Origin of the sequence: Glaciihabitans arcticus (genome assembly GCF_004310685.1) — a bacterium.
GTDB lineage: Bacteria > Actinomycetota > Actinomycetes > Actinomycetales > Microbacteriaceae > Conyzicola > Conyzicola arctica.
The window spans coordinates 81,952-95,401 of sequence record NZ_SISG01000002.1; the positions used below are offsets into that span (position 1 = coordinate 81,952).

At 68.3% G+C, this 13,450-nt stretch carries 12 protein-coding genes, 1 tRNA gene and 1 other RNA gene; 3 read left to right on the top strand and 11 right to left on the bottom strand.

The features are described 5' to 3' along the window. Positions 1–28: 28 nt before the first annotated feature. The 3 genes from EYE40_RS14590 to ffs all read right to left on the bottom strand — a co-directional run bounded on the left by EYE40_RS14590 (position 29) and on the right by ffs (position 3,683). On the bottom strand, positions 29–1,153 hold the full coding sequence (locus tag EYE40_RS14590) for an acetate/propionate family kinase (RefSeq protein ID WP_130983004.1): 1,125 nt from the start codon (positions 1,151–1,153) through the stop codon (positions 29–31). Beyond that, the gene (gene pta / locus EYE40_RS14595; protein WP_130983005.1) at positions 1,150–3,237 is read right to left on the bottom strand and encodes a phosphate acetyltransferase; all 2,088 of its coding nucleotides are present in this window, start codon (positions 3,235–3,237) and stop codon (positions 1,150–1,152) included. Before pta ends, EYE40_RS14590 begins: the two co-directional genes overlap by 4 nt. Positions 3,238–3,586: 349 nt before the next feature. Then, positions 3,587–3,683, bottom strand: an RNA gene (gene ffs / locus EYE40_RS14600) — signal recognition particle sRNA small type. A gap of 93 nt (positions 3,684–3,776) precedes the next feature. Between ffs and EYE40_RS14605 the strand changes: the two genes are divergently transcribed. Both EYE40_RS14605 and EYE40_RS14610 read left to right on the top strand, forming a co-directional pair. Then, positions 3,777–3,864, top strand: a tRNA-Ser gene (locus EYE40_RS14605). 132 nt (positions 3,865–3,996) lie between these two features. Then, on the top strand, positions 3,997–4,638 hold the full coding sequence (locus tag EYE40_RS14610; protein ID WP_130983006.1) for a hypothetical protein: 642 nt from the start codon (positions 3,997–3,999) through the stop codon (positions 4,636–4,638). Here EYE40_RS14610 and EYE40_RS14615 read toward each other — a convergent pair. From EYE40_RS14615 to EYE40_RS14625, 3 genes are read right to left on the bottom strand one after another with little or no spacing between them, the layout of a single operon-like run. After that, positions 4,635–6,407, bottom strand: a complete 1,773-nt coding sequence (locus EYE40_RS14615; protein ID WP_130983007.1) for a helicase HerA-like domain-containing protein — start codon at positions 6,405–6,407, stop codon at positions 4,635–4,637. The genes EYE40_RS14610 and EYE40_RS14615 overlap by 4 nt on opposite strands. A 4-nt stretch (positions 6,408–6,411) precedes the next feature. Then, complete coding sequence (locus EYE40_RS14620) at positions 6,412–7,074, bottom strand: CoA transferase subunit B (protein WP_130983008.1); 663 nt, start codon at positions 7,072–7,074, stop codon at positions 6,412–6,414. Next, complete coding sequence (locus tag EYE40_RS14625) at positions 7,074–7,853, bottom strand: CoA transferase subunit A (RefSeq protein WP_130983009.1); 780 nt, start codon at positions 7,851–7,853, stop codon at positions 7,074–7,076. The genes EYE40_RS14620 and EYE40_RS14625 overlap by 1 nt, the downstream gene beginning before the upstream one ends. 83 nt (positions 7,854–7,936) lie before the next feature. Here EYE40_RS14625 and EYE40_RS14630 point away from each other — a divergent pair, with 83 nt between their 5' ends. Then, complete coding sequence (locus tag EYE40_RS14630; protein WP_130983010.1) at positions 7,937–8,521, top strand: hypothetical protein; 585 nt, start codon at positions 7,937–7,939, stop codon at positions 8,519–8,521. Here the strand turns inward: EYE40_RS14630 and EYE40_RS14635 are convergent. Genes EYE40_RS14635 through EYE40_RS14655 form a run of 5 tightly spaced genes read right to left on the bottom strand, consistent with a single transcriptional unit; the run spans position 8,518 to position 13,354 of the window. Then, positions 8,518–9,141 carry a GNAT family N-acetyltransferase gene (locus tag EYE40_RS14635; RefSeq protein WP_130983011.1) on the bottom strand — a complete coding sequence of 208 codons (624 nt, stop codon included), beginning with the start codon at positions 9,139–9,141 and terminating at the stop codon, positions 8,518–8,520. The two genes, EYE40_RS14630 and EYE40_RS14635, sit on opposite strands and share 4 nt — an antisense overlap. After that, entirely contained in the window at positions 9,141–10,418 is a 1,278-nt protein-coding gene (locus EYE40_RS14640) for a saccharopine dehydrogenase family protein (RefSeq protein WP_130983012.1), read from the bottom strand. Before EYE40_RS14640 ends, EYE40_RS14635 begins: the two co-directional genes overlap by 1 nt. Before the next feature lie 9 nt (positions 10,419–10,427). After that, positions 10,428–11,099 carry a phosphatase PAP2 family protein gene (locus EYE40_RS14645; protein ID WP_130983013.1) on the bottom strand — a complete coding sequence of 224 codons (672 nt, stop codon included), beginning with the start codon at positions 11,097–11,099 and terminating at the stop codon, positions 10,428–10,430. Between the two features lie 9 nt (positions 11,100–11,108). After that, positions 11,109–12,191: a hypothetical protein gene (locus EYE40_RS14650; protein WP_130983014.1), complete on the bottom strand. Its 1,083-nt coding sequence runs from the start codon at positions 12,189–12,191 to the stop codon at positions 11,109–11,111. After that, positions 12,188–13,354, bottom strand: a complete 1,167-nt coding sequence (locus tag EYE40_RS14655) for a sensor histidine kinase (RefSeq protein ID WP_130983015.1) — start codon at positions 13,352–13,354, stop codon at positions 12,188–12,190. The genes EYE40_RS14650 and EYE40_RS14655 overlap by 4 nt, the downstream gene beginning before the upstream one ends. Positions 13,355–13,450 lie beyond the last annotated feature (96 nt).

A 13,450-nucleotide genomic window follows, 5' to 3' on the forward strand; every position in this document is an offset into this window, starting at 1 on the left:
GACGCGAGCGCGGGTTGTGAACAGCAAGCTACGCCGAGGTCACCGCGAGCGTCTGGCGCGCGATCTCGAGCTCCTCGTTGGTGGGGATCACGAGCACCTCGACGGCGGCGCCATCCGGTGAGATGCGGCGCTCGGCGCGCGAAGAGAGCTCGTTGCGGTCGTCGTCGATTCGGATCCCCAGGAACTCGAGACCCGCGAGCGCACGACGGCGCAGCAGGGCGTTGTTCTCGCCGACGCCCGCGGTGAAGACGACGACATCCACGCCTCCGAGCTGCGCGATGTACGCGCCGAGATAGTGGCGGATGCGGTGCCTCCAGACGGCAAGGGCCGCGAGTGCCGCCTCATCCCCGTCGGCCGCGGCCTGCTGCACGTCGCGCATGTCGCCCGAGCCGGTGAGCCCGAGCAGCCCGCTGCGACGGTTGAGCAGGTCATCCAGTTCATCAACCGACAGGCCGGCCACGCGGTGCAGGTGGGTCAGCACGGCCGGGTCGAGGTCGCCGGAGCGGGTGCCCATCACCAGACCCTGCAACGGGGTGAGTCCCATCGAGGTGTCGATCGAACGACCTCCGTCGATTGCCGTGATGGATGCCCCGTTGCCGAGGTGCAGCACGATCGTCTTCAGCGACTCGAGTGGGCGGTTCACGAACAGGGCCGCGCGCTCGGAGACGTACTTGTGGGACGTGCCGTGGAAGCCGTAGCGCCGCACCCCGTGCTTCTCGGCGAGGGCACGGTCGATCGCGTAGGTGTACGCATCGGCGGGCATGGTCTGGTGGAAGGCCGTGTCGAACACTGCGACGTGCGGCACGCCGGGCAGCGCGACCCGGGCCGCGCGGATGCCGAGCAGATTCGCCGGGTTGTGCAGCGGCGCGAGGGCGGAGAGCTCGTCGATCGCCTTCTCCACAACGGGCGTGATGACCGTCGCGTCGGCGAACAGCGAGCCACCGTGCACCACGCGGTGGCCGACGGCGGCGATGGCGCTCGTGTCGCCGAGTCCGGCCAGCACCTGGTTGAGTCCCTCGGTGTGGTTCGCAGGATGCCCCGGCTCGCCGATCCGCTCGACCGAGCCCGACAGCATCGACTCCGCGGACTCCACATCGATCAGCTGGTACTTGATCGACGACGAGCCGGAATTTACGACGAAGACCTGTGTCACTGTGCTGTTCCTTGCGCCTGGATGGCCGTGATCGCGACCGTGTTGATGATGTCCCGCACGAGTGCTCCGCGAGAGAGGTCGTTGATCGGCTTGCGGAGTCCCTGCAGCACCGGTCCCACGGCGACGGCGTTGGCGCTGCGCTGCACGGCCTTGTAGGTGTTGTTGCCGGTATTGAGGTCGGGGAAGATGAACACCGTGGCACGGCCGGCCACCTGCGAACCGGGCATCTTCGACTGGCCGACCGCGGCATCCGCCGCAGCGTCGTACTGGATCGGCCCGTCGACGACGATGTCGGGTCGACGCTCGTGTACGAGGGCGGTCGCGGTGCGCACCTTCTCGACGTCGGCGCCCGAGCCGGACTCGCCGGTCGAGTAGCTCAGCATCGCCACACGCGGGTCGATGCCGAACTGGCCGGCGGTTCCGGCTGAGGAGATCGCGATGTCGGCGAGCTGCTCGCTGGTCGGGTCGGGCACCACGGCGCAGTCGCCGTAGACGAGCACCCGATCGGCGAGCGCCATGAAGAACACGCTCGAGACGACAGAGACCCCGTCGAGCGTCTTGATGACCTCGAAGCCTGGCTTGATGGTGTGGGCCGTGGTGTGCGCGGCCCCAGAGACCATGCCGTCGGCGAGGCCGAGGTGCACCATCATGGTGCCGAAGTAGGAGACGTCGGTGACGATGTCGCGCGCCGCCTCGACGGTCATGCCCTTGTGGGCCCGCACTCGCGCGTACTCCTCGGCGAAGCGCTGGCGGTGCTCCTCATCCGTCGGGCTGAGGATGGCGGCTCCCGCGATGTCGACACCGAGTCCGGCGGCGCGACCCCGCACCTCCGCCTCGTCACCGAGGATGGTGAGCTTCGCGACCCCGCGGCTGAGCAGCGTTCCGGCCGCGCGCAGGATGCGGTCGTCGTTGCCTTCCGGCAACACGATGTGCTTGAGGTCGGCGCGAGCGCGCTCGATGAGTCCGTACTCGAACATGAGCGGCGTGACGGCGCCCGAGGGGCTCAGGCTGAGCGCGTCGAGCAGCACCCGGGTGTCGACGTGCTTCTCGAACAGGGCGAGCGCGGTGTCGAGCTTGCGCTGCGAGTCGGCGGCGAGACGGCCGCGGGTCTGGGTGATGCGCTGCGCCGTCGCGTAGGTGCCGAGCTCGGTCGTGATCAGCGGAAGCGTCTGGTCGAGTCCCGCGATGAGACGCGTGATGGTCGGCGAGAGCTCGAAGCCACCGTTGAGCACGATGCCGGCCAGCGACGGGAAGGTGTCAGACGCGTGCGCCGTGAGTGCCGCGAGCAGCATCTCGCTGCGATCTGCCGGGATGACGACGATGCCACCCTCGATCAGCCGCGGCAGCACGTTCTCCATCGACATCGCCGCGATGACGACGCCCATCGCCTCGCGGGCGAGCAGCTCCGAATCCCCCTGCAGCAACTCGCCGTCGACGGCGGACATGATGCCGCTCACTGTGGGAGCGACGAGGAACGGATCCTCGGGGATAGCCCAGGCCGGGACATCCGCTACGGCTGAAATGGCGGCGCAGATCGGGTCGAGCTGTTCGGAATCGGCCCGGTTGGCGACCACGGCGAGCACACTCGCGTGGGCCGCAGTCAGCTCGGGAAAGCTGAGCTCGGCGATCTGGCGCATCTCGTCGGGGGTGCGTCCGCGGGACTCGTCCATGGCGCGCCCGGTCAGAACGAGCAGCACCGGGGCGCCGAGGTTGGCGGCGATACGGGCGTTGAAGCTCAGCTCGGTCGGGCTGCCGACGTCGGTGTAGTCGCTGCCGACGATGACGACAGCGTCGCACTTCGACTCGACATTCTTATAGCGCTCGACGATCTTCGCGAGGGCCGCATCAGGGTCGTCGTGCACGTCGTCGTAGGTGACACCGACGCACTCGTCATAGTCGAGGCCGACCCCGTCGTGGGCGAGCAGGAGCTCGAGCACGTAGTCACGCTCGGTGATGGAGCGGGCGATCGGACGGAACACCCCCACACGCTCGACCTCGTGGCTGAGGGTGTCGAGGACTCCCAGAGCGATCGATGATTTGCCCGAGTGTCCCTCGGCTGACGTGATGTAGATGCTGCGAGCCACGTGACAACCCTATGGGTGCGACCTGAACGGCAGGGGTGAGCGCCGGTTCGGGATATCGCTGCGCCCGCCTGCGCTGCCCCGGGCACCTCGGCAGGAGTTTCTGCCCCTTGTACGCCTCCGCAGGACATTCGGTCCCGCCGCTCACGGATCATCCTGCGGAACGGCACGCCGCTTGAGGAGTTTCGTCAGAGAACGCCCTTCGTTAGGACTTCCCCGCCGCCGCCGGTCGATATCACCTAATGAAGAGAGAGGAGACAACAAACGGGGCACGAGGCGACCCGGTCTCGCTCCCGCGTGGCAGAAATCGCGCGAAGCGCGAATCGGGCGCGCGAAGCACTTGCCCGAAAATGTAAAAGACCCCCCGCGCACCCGCCAGAGCCCGGTTACCCTTGCTACGTTTCCGTCCTGGGGGAGTTGGCCTGGATGGCGCCACGCGGGGAGCCGGATTCCATGGTACCGGATGCCCGTGTGCCGAACGCCCCCGAAGTTACGGGTATGATTTCCCAAGGTCAATGCCCCTGCCGGGGTGTTTACTACCAGGAGAATTCGCCTAGTGGCCTATGGCGCCAGCTTGGAAAGTTGGTTGGGTGCAAGCCCTCGGGGGTTCGAATCCCCCATTCTCCGCCACACAGTACTCACAAAACGCACGAGCCGCAGGGCTCTACTCCCTCTACAACAGCGCGCGCGAATCGTCCACAATCGGACGTTGTTGAGCGATCCCGCACTTTGCGGCGCTAAGGTTCTGCACTGGGGGATCCAGTGGACCGATCAGTGCACCAGCCAGGCGATGCGTCGCAGCATCTGCCGAGCGATGCCGTGCGCCTGCTCCCCCACCGATCCCTCTTCCGCCAGGCGCTCATCGCGACGCTCGCGTTCCTGCTCCCGGTGACCGGCGCCCTGTACTGGATTACCATCCCGGACGGCCCGTGGCAGGTGGTTCTCGCGACCCAGATCATCGCGAGCCTCCTGTTCGCCATTGCGTCCTGGTCGTTCTTCGCGGTGGGCGTGTGGGTGTCCCCGAGCGGCATCGCCGAGCGCGGCTTCTTCGGACGACGCACGTTCTACCCGGCGAGCGACGTCGATTCGATCCTGTTCGTCGAGACCTTCCACGGCGGTGGCGACATCGTTCCACAGCTGTTCGTCTGCGGTCTCGACAACACCCAGCTCGTGCGGATGCGCGGACAGTTCTGGTCGGAGGCCGACATGCGGCGAGTCGCCGAGGTCCTCGACGTTCCGATCACCGAGGTCGCGGAGTCCCTCACCCCGAGCGAACTGCTGCAGGAGTACCGCAGCCTGCTCTACTGGTTCGAACGCCACCCGGTCTGGGCTGCCGCGGTCTTCAGTATCTCGGTCGTCGTGGGCGGCTCGGTCATCTGGCTCGTGACGCTGCTGCTGTCCTAGCGGCGTTTCAGCGTTCCGAAGATCCCGCGCAGCACCTCGCGCACCACGGTCTGGCCGGTGCGGGAGCCGAGCACGTCCTCGATGACGTTCGGCTGCTTCTTTGTGGTGGTTCGGGATGTGGTCTTCGGCCGCGAGGCCTTCTCCCACTCCCGCTTGGCGCGCTCTACGTCGGCCGACGCCTTGGCGCTGGCCTTCGCATTCGCGGCAGCCGCTTTCTCTGCCGCAGCAGCCACCTTCTCCGCCTCGACTGCTGCGGCCGCACTCGCGCCTGCCTCGGCGGCCGCGTTCATCTTCACGGCGAGGATCTCGCGCGCCGACTCACGGTCGACCACGGCGCCGTACTGCGCGGTCAGCGGCGACGCGGCGACGGTGGCCGCCATCACGTCGTGCGGAGTCGGTGACATCGAGCCGAGCGGAGCGCGAAGGCGGGTCCACGCGACGGGCGTCGGCGCACCCTTCTCGTTCATCACGGTGATGATCGCCTCGCCGGTCGCGAGCGAGGTGAGAACCTCGCCGAGGGTGTAGCCGGAGGTGGGGTAGGTCGAGACGGTCGACTTGAGGGCGCGAGCGTCATCCGGAGTATGCGCCCGCAGCTGGTGCTGTACGCGCGAACCGATCTGCGAGAGCACGTCGGTCGGAACGTCCTTGGGCGTCTGCGTGACGAACACGATGCCGACACCCTTCGAGCGGATGAGCCGCACGGTCTGGGTGATCGATTCGATGAAGTCCTTCGACGCGTTCTTGAACAGCAGGTGCGCCTCGTCGAAGAAGAACACCAGCTTGGGCTTGTCGATGTCGCCGACCTCGGGCAGGTCGTTGAACAGGTCGGCGAGCAGCCACATGAGGAAGGTCGAGAACAGCGCGGGCTTGTCCTGCACTCCAGGGATCTCGAGCAGGCTCACAATGCCGCGGCCGTCGGCGGCGGTCCGCAGGAACAGCGAGGTGTCGATCTCCGGCTCTCCGAAGAAGACGTCGGCACCCTGGTCGGCGAAGGTGATCAATTCGCGAAGGATGACGCCGGCCGTCGCGCTCGAGAGCCCGCCCAGCTCCTTCAGCTCAGCCTTGCCCTCGGCGCTGGTCAGGAAGCTCAGCACGGCGCGCAGGTCGGTGAGGTCGAGCAGCGGAAGCCCGGCCTTGTCGGCGTAGTGGAAGACGAGACCGAGGCTCGACTCCTGAGTGTCGTTGAGGCCGAGCACTTTGGCGAGCAGCAGCGAGCCGAAGCTCGAGACGGTCGCGCGGATCGGGATGCCCGTGCCGAGGCCGCCTAGCGTGTAGAACTCGGTCGGGCTCGCGGAGGCCGACCAGTGCTGGCCGATGCCCGCGGTGCGCTCGAGGAGCTTGGGGTTGGACTCGCCGGGGCTCGCAATGCCGCTCAGGTCACCCTTGATGTCGGCGGCGAACACCGGCACACCGGCCGCCGAGAGCTGCTCGGCGAGCACCTGCAGGGTCTTGGTCTTTCCGGTGCCCGTGGCGCCGGCGACGAGCCCGTGACGGTTCATCATGGCGAGGGGGATGCGGATCGGGACATCCGGTCGGGCATCGCCGTTCACGAGCGCGCCCATCTCGAGGGCGGGGCCGTCGAAGGCGTAGCCGGCCTGGATGCGCAGCACGTCGGCCTCGGCGAGCGGGCCGGGGGTGGCCTCGACTGCGGGCGGCGCGTCGACAGGTTCAGGGGCCGACGCCGCGGCTTCGGCCTCCGCGGCGAGCGCCGCCTCTGCCTCGGCGAGTGCTTTGCGTGCTGCTTCGACCTGGGCTGCTGCATCCGTCATGGAGTCAGTTTAGCGAGGGGTCTCCGGCCACAGCGGGATCGATTCTGAGCGGCGCCTCGGTCGCGGCGAGCACGTCGGCGATGCTCACGCCGGGGGCGAGCTCACGCAGAACGAGCCCGTCTTCCGTCACGTCGATCACGGCCAGGTCGGTGATGATGCGATCGACGCACCGGATGCCCGTGAGCGGCAGTGAGCATTCACTCACGATCTTCGCGCCGCCGTCCTTCGCCGTGTGCTCCATCAGCACGATCACGCGTTCGGCGCCGTTCACGAGGTCCATGGCCCCGCCCATTCCCTTGATGAGCTTGCCGGGCACCGCCCAGTTGGCGATGTCCCCTGCGGTCGAGACCTGCATGGCGCCAAGCACGGCCGTGGCGATGCGGCCGCCGCGGATCATGCCGAAACTCGTCGCCGAGTCGAAGTAGGAGGCACCGGGCAGAACCGTGACCGTCTCCTTGCCCGCGTTGATGAGCTTCGGGTCTTCCTCCCCCGCCCAGGGATACGGTCCGACGCCGAGGATGCCGTTCTCCGAGTGCAGCACAACGGTGATGGACGGGTCGAGGTGGTTGGGGATCAGGGTCGGCAGTCCGATGCCGAGGTTCACGTAGGTGCCGTCGCGCAGCTCACGGGCGGCGCGGGCAGCCATCTCGTCGCGGGTGAGGGCCATCAGCTCGCCTCCCTTTCGCGCACGGTGGTTCTCTCGATCGGCAACTCAGAAGACTGCTCCGCCGTGAGCTCGACGACCGCGTCGACGTAGATGCCGGGCAGGTGCACCTGGTCGGGATCGAGCACTCCCGGCTCGACCAGCTCGTCGACCTCGGCGATCGTGTACCGGCCGGCCATGGCGGCGAGCGGGTTGAAGTTGCGGGTCGACTTCTCGAAGACGAGATTGCCGTGCCGGTCCCCGCGGGCGGCGCGCACTAGGGCGACGTCGGCGCGGATGGCGCGCTCGAGCACGTAGCCGCGCGGCTCCCCGAGCGAGTCGAACTCGCTCACCGGTTTCGGCGGCGAGGTGATGGCGACGGATCCATCGGACGCGTAGCGCCACGGCAGGCCGCCCTCGGAGACCGCGGTGCCGACCCCGGTCGCCGTGTAGAAGGCGGGGATGCCCACGCCGCCCGCGCGCAGCCGTTCTGCGAGGGTGCCCTGCGGCGTGAGCTCGACCTCGATCTCGCCGCCGAGGTACTGCCGGGCGAATTCCTTGTTCTCACCGATGTACGAGGCGATGATGCGACGGATGCGCCCGGCCTCGAGCAGTTCGCCGAGCCCCCAGCCATCCACGCCGCAGTTGTTGGACACCACCTCGAGCTCGCTCGCGCCCTGGGCGATGAGGGCACGGATCAGAACGATCGGGACGCCACTCAGGCCGAACCCTCCCACGGCGAGCGTGGCGCCATCCCGAATTCGAGCGACTGCCTCGTGGGCGGTCGCGACGGACTTGTCCATGGTGCTCCTCAGCGTCGTTGCTGTCAGCGGGTGAAACTCGCGGTGCTCCCACCTTACGCACGCGACCGCTAGGCTCGCCGATTGTGATCACAGTCCGCGCATCCCTCAGCGGCCAGGCCACGATTCTCGGCAGCGGGTTCGGGCTCGCGGTCTCCGGGCTGATCAGTGGTTTCTTCCGCGGGCACACCGGCGCACAACTGTTCATCCCCTCACTGATCGTGCTCGCCGTCATGGTGCTGGTCGCCCTCGCCTTCCGAGTGAATTCGCGCATCACCGCCGAGGGCGATCGCATCACCGTGCGCACCCTCATCGGCACGAGCCACGGCTTCGCGATCGACGACGTCGCGGAGCTGGTGGATGCCCGGCACGTCGAGACCGGCTTCTCGCCCACCGCGCGCCTCGCTTTTCTCGACGCCGAGGGTTTCGCCCTGCTGCGCCTGCGCCCCCGGTTCTGGGACTCGGACGCGCTGCGCGCCCTCACGAGCTCCTTCGGCGAGAAGCGCACCGTGCTGCCCGAGGTCATCACCGCGCGCGACCTGCTGGAGCGCTACCCATTCGCCGTCGGCTTCCGCACCCGCCGCCCGTTCCTGGGCTTCGGACTCGTGCTTGTGGCGGTCTTCGCTGTTGTGCTCGGCTACGTCTGGTTCCTCGACGTTCTCGAGGCCTAGGCGCGCATGCCGAACAGCGGCCCGTCGGGTGTGCTCGACGGCAGCTCGATGAAGCCGAGGCGTTCATAGAATCCGCGAGCGCGCTGGTTGGCCGGGTCGATCGACAGGTGCACGCCCGGGATGCCCGCCTCCCGCAGCGCGCCCACCAACGTCTCGACCAGCCGTCGTCCCATTCCGCTCCCCTGGGCCTCGGGCAGCAGGTCGATGTGCAGGTGCGCGGGGAATTCCTCGAGCTCGTCGATCAGCATCCGCTCCGGCCCGAACCCGAGTTCGCGCATGTGCTCGTCGGGTGTCCCCGTTCCCGTGACGGGCGGGTACTTCACCGCGAAGCCGGGCAGCCAGAAGTCGCGGTATTGCGCCACGAACGCGTGGGTGTCGGGAGCCGCGACGATGTAGCCGACGACGCGCTCACCGTCATCCAGCACCCACGCCCACTCGGGCTGCAGCATCACGTAGGGCCGCACGAAGATGTCGGGCACGAGGTCGTCGTCGGCGTAGCGACCAGTCGCGTCCTCGCCGATGTGCCCGGTCAGCAGGCAGACGCGGGTGACGTCGTCGAAATCGGTGAGGCGGTAGCGGCGGATCTCGACTTCGCTCGATCTGCTTTCGGCACGCTCCATCAGTGCTCGTTGAGGCGGTCCTCCAGGCCCCAGGCCTGGCCGTAGCCGCCGTCGGCCTCGGGGCGCGCCATAAGCTCGAGGAACGGCTCGGCGTCGAAGGCCTCGGGGCCGAGCACGCCGCGCCCGCTCCAGGTTCCGGCGGCGAGCAGTTCGAGCGCGATCACCGGGTTGAGGGCGGTCTGCCACACGACGCACTGGCTCTCGTACTCCGCCATCGTCCACTCGTTGTCACTCACGTGGTACAGGTAGACCTCGCGCGGGTTGTTGTCCTTGCCGAGTCCGGTGACCCAGAGGCCGGCGCAGGTCTTGCCGGTCATCCGCGGGCCGAGGGTGGCGGGGTCGGGCAGTCCGGCCGCCACGACATCGCGCGGGGCGACCATCACGGGTCCGTCGGCGGAGCGCACCCGCACCGGGTCGGTGCGGTCGAGGCCGAGCTGGTTCAGCGTCTTGAGGATTCCGATGAACTCGTCACCGAGCCCGTACTTGAAGGTCACGCGCTTGGCATCGACCCAGCGCGGCATCAGCAGCACCTCCTCGTGCTCCACGTTGACGCACTCGACCGGGCCGATGCCCTCGGGGAAGTGGAAGATCTCGGGCTCGGAGAACGGCGCCGTCGTGTACCAGCCGCGGTCCTTCTCCCAGACCACGGGCGGGTTGAGGCATTCCTCGATGGTGGTCCAGATGGAGAAGGATGGCGCGAAGATCTCGTTGCCGGCCTCGTCGCGCACCACGAGGTTCGCGCCGTCGCGTGTGCCGAGCTCGTCGATCTCGTTGAACAGGTGGTCGGCGGCGTAACGCGCGAAGACATCACTCAGGCCCGGCTCGACGCCCATGCCGACGAGCGCGAGGCGACCGGCGGTCTCCCAGTCGGGTGCCTGGGCGAACTGGTCGTCTCCGAGCTTCACGCCGGTCTCGGAGTGCGGGTTGGTGGGATGCGGCTCGCTCAGGCTCATCGCCATGTCGAGGTAGTCGGCGCCCGCAGCGAGGGCCCCCGCGAAGATCGTCGGCACGAACTTGGGCTCGACGGCGTTCATCACGTGCGTGGCGCCGTGCTCGAGAGCTACGCGGGTGACGTCATCCGGATTCGAGGCATCGATCTGCGCGGCGATGAACCGGCCGTCCTGTGAACCATGCTTGGACTCGATCCAGTCGATCGTCGCCTCGGCGCGAGCGAGGTCGTAGTCGCTCACGACCATCAGCTCGAAGAATGTACGGCGGGCGGCGATCTTGGCGATCGCGTTGCCGACGCCACCGGCGCCGACGAGCAGGATTCTCATGTGTCGACGCTAGCGCGCCGAGCGCCCAGTCTCTATACGCAATCTGTGCGCGAGCGGCGCCCACACGATGATGGCCACTGCGGCGCCGAGCAGCAGGCCGCCGATCGTGTCGCTGAACCAGTGCGCGCCCAGGTAGGTGCGGCTGACCATCATCGCGACCACGTAGATCGCGCCCGCCGCCCAGACCCACCAGCGCCAGAGCAGCAGCCCGAGAACCACGGCGAGGGTTGCGGCGTTCGCCGTGTGCCCGGACGGGAACGATCCCTCGTCAACGACGACGAGGATGTCTTCGGGGCGTGGCCGGTCGTAGAGCCCCTTGAGGAGCTGCACGACTGCCGCCGAGACGGCGAGCGCGATCACGTAGAAGGTCGCGGCCCAGTAGCGACGGAACAGGAGAAGCACGAGCGCGCCGCCGAGAGGGACAGCGAACACGGCGAACCACCCGCCGCCGAGGAAGTTCATCACGTAGGAGGCTGACTCGAGGAACGGTGTTCTGTGCTCGACGATCTCCTCCATCCACTCCGCGTCCGCCTCGAACGGGAGGTTGCCGCGGATGAGGATGATCAGGCCGAGCAGCACGGCCGTGACCACTGCGGCCGCACCGCTGACCAGGGGCCAGAAGCGGGAGATGCGCGCGGTGTCACGCGAATCGGGCGGGGTGGTCTCAGACGTCGTCGGCATCCGACCAACCTACAGAGTGAATCGCAGGCAGAACTCGGTGCCCGTGAACTCACCGATAGCTGTCGGGAAGATGCCGCGAGCCACTGCGACGAAGGGTGCCAGCCGCACGCGCGGGTTGCTGCCCGGTGCGATGCGCGCGGTCAGCTCGCCGCCACCCGGCGTCATCGCCAGCGCGATGCTGCCGGACACCGAGTTCTCGGCACCGCGAAGGTGTGCGACGAGGGCACGCAGGCTTCCCCGCTGGCCGGGACTCAGCCGCTGGGCGATGCGATCGGGATCGTCGAGGCTGTCCACGAGTTGCTCTGCCCAGCTCTGCTCGGCGTCGAGCACCATGAGCGCCCGCAGCTCGGCCGAGAGGGAGCGGGCGCGCGGGCCATCCCGATCACTGATGGCACCGGACTCGACGATCGATTCGAGGAACGGGATGACCTCACCGTGCAGGTAGCCGAGGTGGCTGGACGCTGCGGCGTCGGCGAGCACGCCTGAGGATGCGAGGGGCGCCGGCTTCTCCGCGTCAAGCCCGGCCCGCCAGGCCACGAGGATGCCGACGAGGGTCGCGCTGAAGGCTGCGGCGGCCACCCCGCTTGCGAGCACGGGGGTGGCCGCCGCGAGCGCATAGACGGCCGTCGGCACGGGGGTGGTCAGGCTGCCGGACTCGGCGACGGCGATCACGGCGAGGGCGACGGCGGAGAACAGGGCGCTGCCGAGCAGCTCGGGCCAGGCACGGTACGACCCGAGGGAGAATATGACGATCGCCATGGCGACCGGACCCCAGTCGTCGCGCACGTAGGTGTTGGTGCCCCACTGGCTGAGCGCGTTCAGCAGCACGGCGACGAGGCTGCCGCCGAAGACGACAAAGTGGGAGGCGAGGTTGAACGGAGGACGAAACGCACTCGTGGCCCGCACGAAGAAGCCGACGGTGGCGACGAGCACAAGGATCGCGGCGAGAGCGAGCGGGATCGAGGAGATCTGGGATGCGCCCACCACGCTCATCACCACGGCCGTGACGATCGCGAAGATGCCCGCGGCGATCACCACGAGCCGCGCGGTGATGCCGCCGAGCGGGTCGAGACTCTGCGGTGTGGCGCTCATCGCAGCGGCACCGTGATCGAGACAGAGGTGCCCACGCCGGGTGTGGTCCAGAGCTGGACGGTGCCACCGACGCCCTCGATGCGGCGGCGCACCGAGTTGCGCAGACCGAGTCGGTCCCTGCCGACCGCCGATTCGACGAAGCCCACGCCTGAGTCGATGACCATAACCGTGAGGGTCGCGTCGGCGGCGATGACCGCCACCTCGGCCGCGCCGGTTCCGGCGTGCGCTGCCACGTTGCCGAGGCACTGGCGCACCGCGAGGCCGAGCGCCGTCGCCGTCTCGTCGGAGAGCAGCACCTCTGTTCCGAACTGGCCCGCGAGAGTAACCACGAGTCCCGACGAGCGGGCGTGCTCGATGGCCGCGGCGAGCGCACCGTCCACCGCCCGCCCGTCGACACCGGCGACAGGGGCGTCCTCGCGCATCTCGGCGATGCTCGCGGAGATGCGTTCCAGCGCGCGCGGCGGCACCGGGCCGACTTCCCGCGTCGCGACGACGGCGAGCTCGTTCAAGATCGTGTCGTGCACGAGAGCGGATGCCCGGCTCTCCGCCAGCTCACGCGTGAGTGCCGCCGAGTCGACCTCGTCGGCGCGCAGGATCTGCGGCTCAATGGACCGCGCCATCCGACGTCCTCGCGAGAGGAGTCCGAGCGTCAGCACGATCACGATGAAGATGGATGTCGCGCCGACGTCGAGCGCCACCGGGTGCCCGAAGCCCAGGGCGGCGACGATGACGATCCCCTGCGCGACCAGATAGGCCACGATGCAGGCCACGAGGCCGCGCACCACCCGCGAGGCGGTGACGCCGAACATGGTGAGGGCAATGACCGGGAGGGTGAGCAGCAGGTTGTCGGAGGGGGCGTCCTGCTCCTGGTAGCTCATGACGGTGTGGGTGTACCAGGCCATCGACAGCAGTTCGACGACGGCCACCGCACCGATGAGAACGGGGAGTCGGCGACGCATCCGCACGAGAACGACCGCGCCCACGACCATCAGCAGCAGGGCGGGGAACGCGGCGTAGGCGCCGAGTCCGGGCAACGACGGCACGATCTGCATGATGACGAGGAATGCCGCGCTGAGGCACACGATCCCGAACCAGAAGGATCCGCGGGCGAACGCGGAGTTGGTGCTGGGCACGGCGAGGCTCGTCGGAAAGACCTGTGACATCACGCCTCCCGCAACCCGTCCCGACCGACTACCCCCACAACGGGGGTAGTCGTTGTGTATTGCTCACAAGGATAGGGGGAAGCGGGCACCCGCAAA

Bases quoted from the DNA above. Each gene is read 5' to 3' on its own strand.
- EYE40_RS14640 (WP_130983012.1), bottom strand. From the start codon at position 10,418: ATGAGAATCCTGCTCGTCGGCGCCGGTGGCGTCGGCAACGCGATCGCC.
- EYE40_RS14615 (WP_130983007.1), bottom strand. From the start codon at position 6,407: ATGACGGATGCAGCAGCCCAGGTCGAAGCAGCACGCAAAGCACTCGCC.
- EYE40_RS14620 (WP_130983008.1), bottom strand. From the start codon at position 7,074: ATGGCCCTCACCCGCGACGAGATGGCTGCCCGCGCCGCCCGTGAGCTG.
- EYE40_RS14635 (WP_130983011.1), bottom strand. From the start codon at position 9,141: ATGGAGCGTGCCGAAAGCAGATCGAGCGAAGTCGAGATCCGCCGCTAC.
- EYE40_RS14655 (WP_130983015.1), bottom strand. From the start codon at position 13,354: ATGTCACAGGTCTTTCCGACGAGCCTCGCCGTGCCCAGCACCAACTCC.
- EYE40_RS14650 (WP_130983014.1), bottom strand. From the start codon at position 12,191: ATGAGCGCCACACCGCAGAGTCTCGACCCGCTCGGCGGCATCACCGCG.
- EYE40_RS14645 (WP_130983013.1), bottom strand. From the start codon at position 11,099: ATGCCGACGACGTCTGAGACCACCCCGCCCGATTCGCGTGACACCGCG.
- EYE40_RS14625 (WP_130983009.1), bottom strand. From the start codon at position 7,853: ATGGACAAGTCCGTCGCGACCGCCCACGAGGCAGTCGCTCGAATTCGG.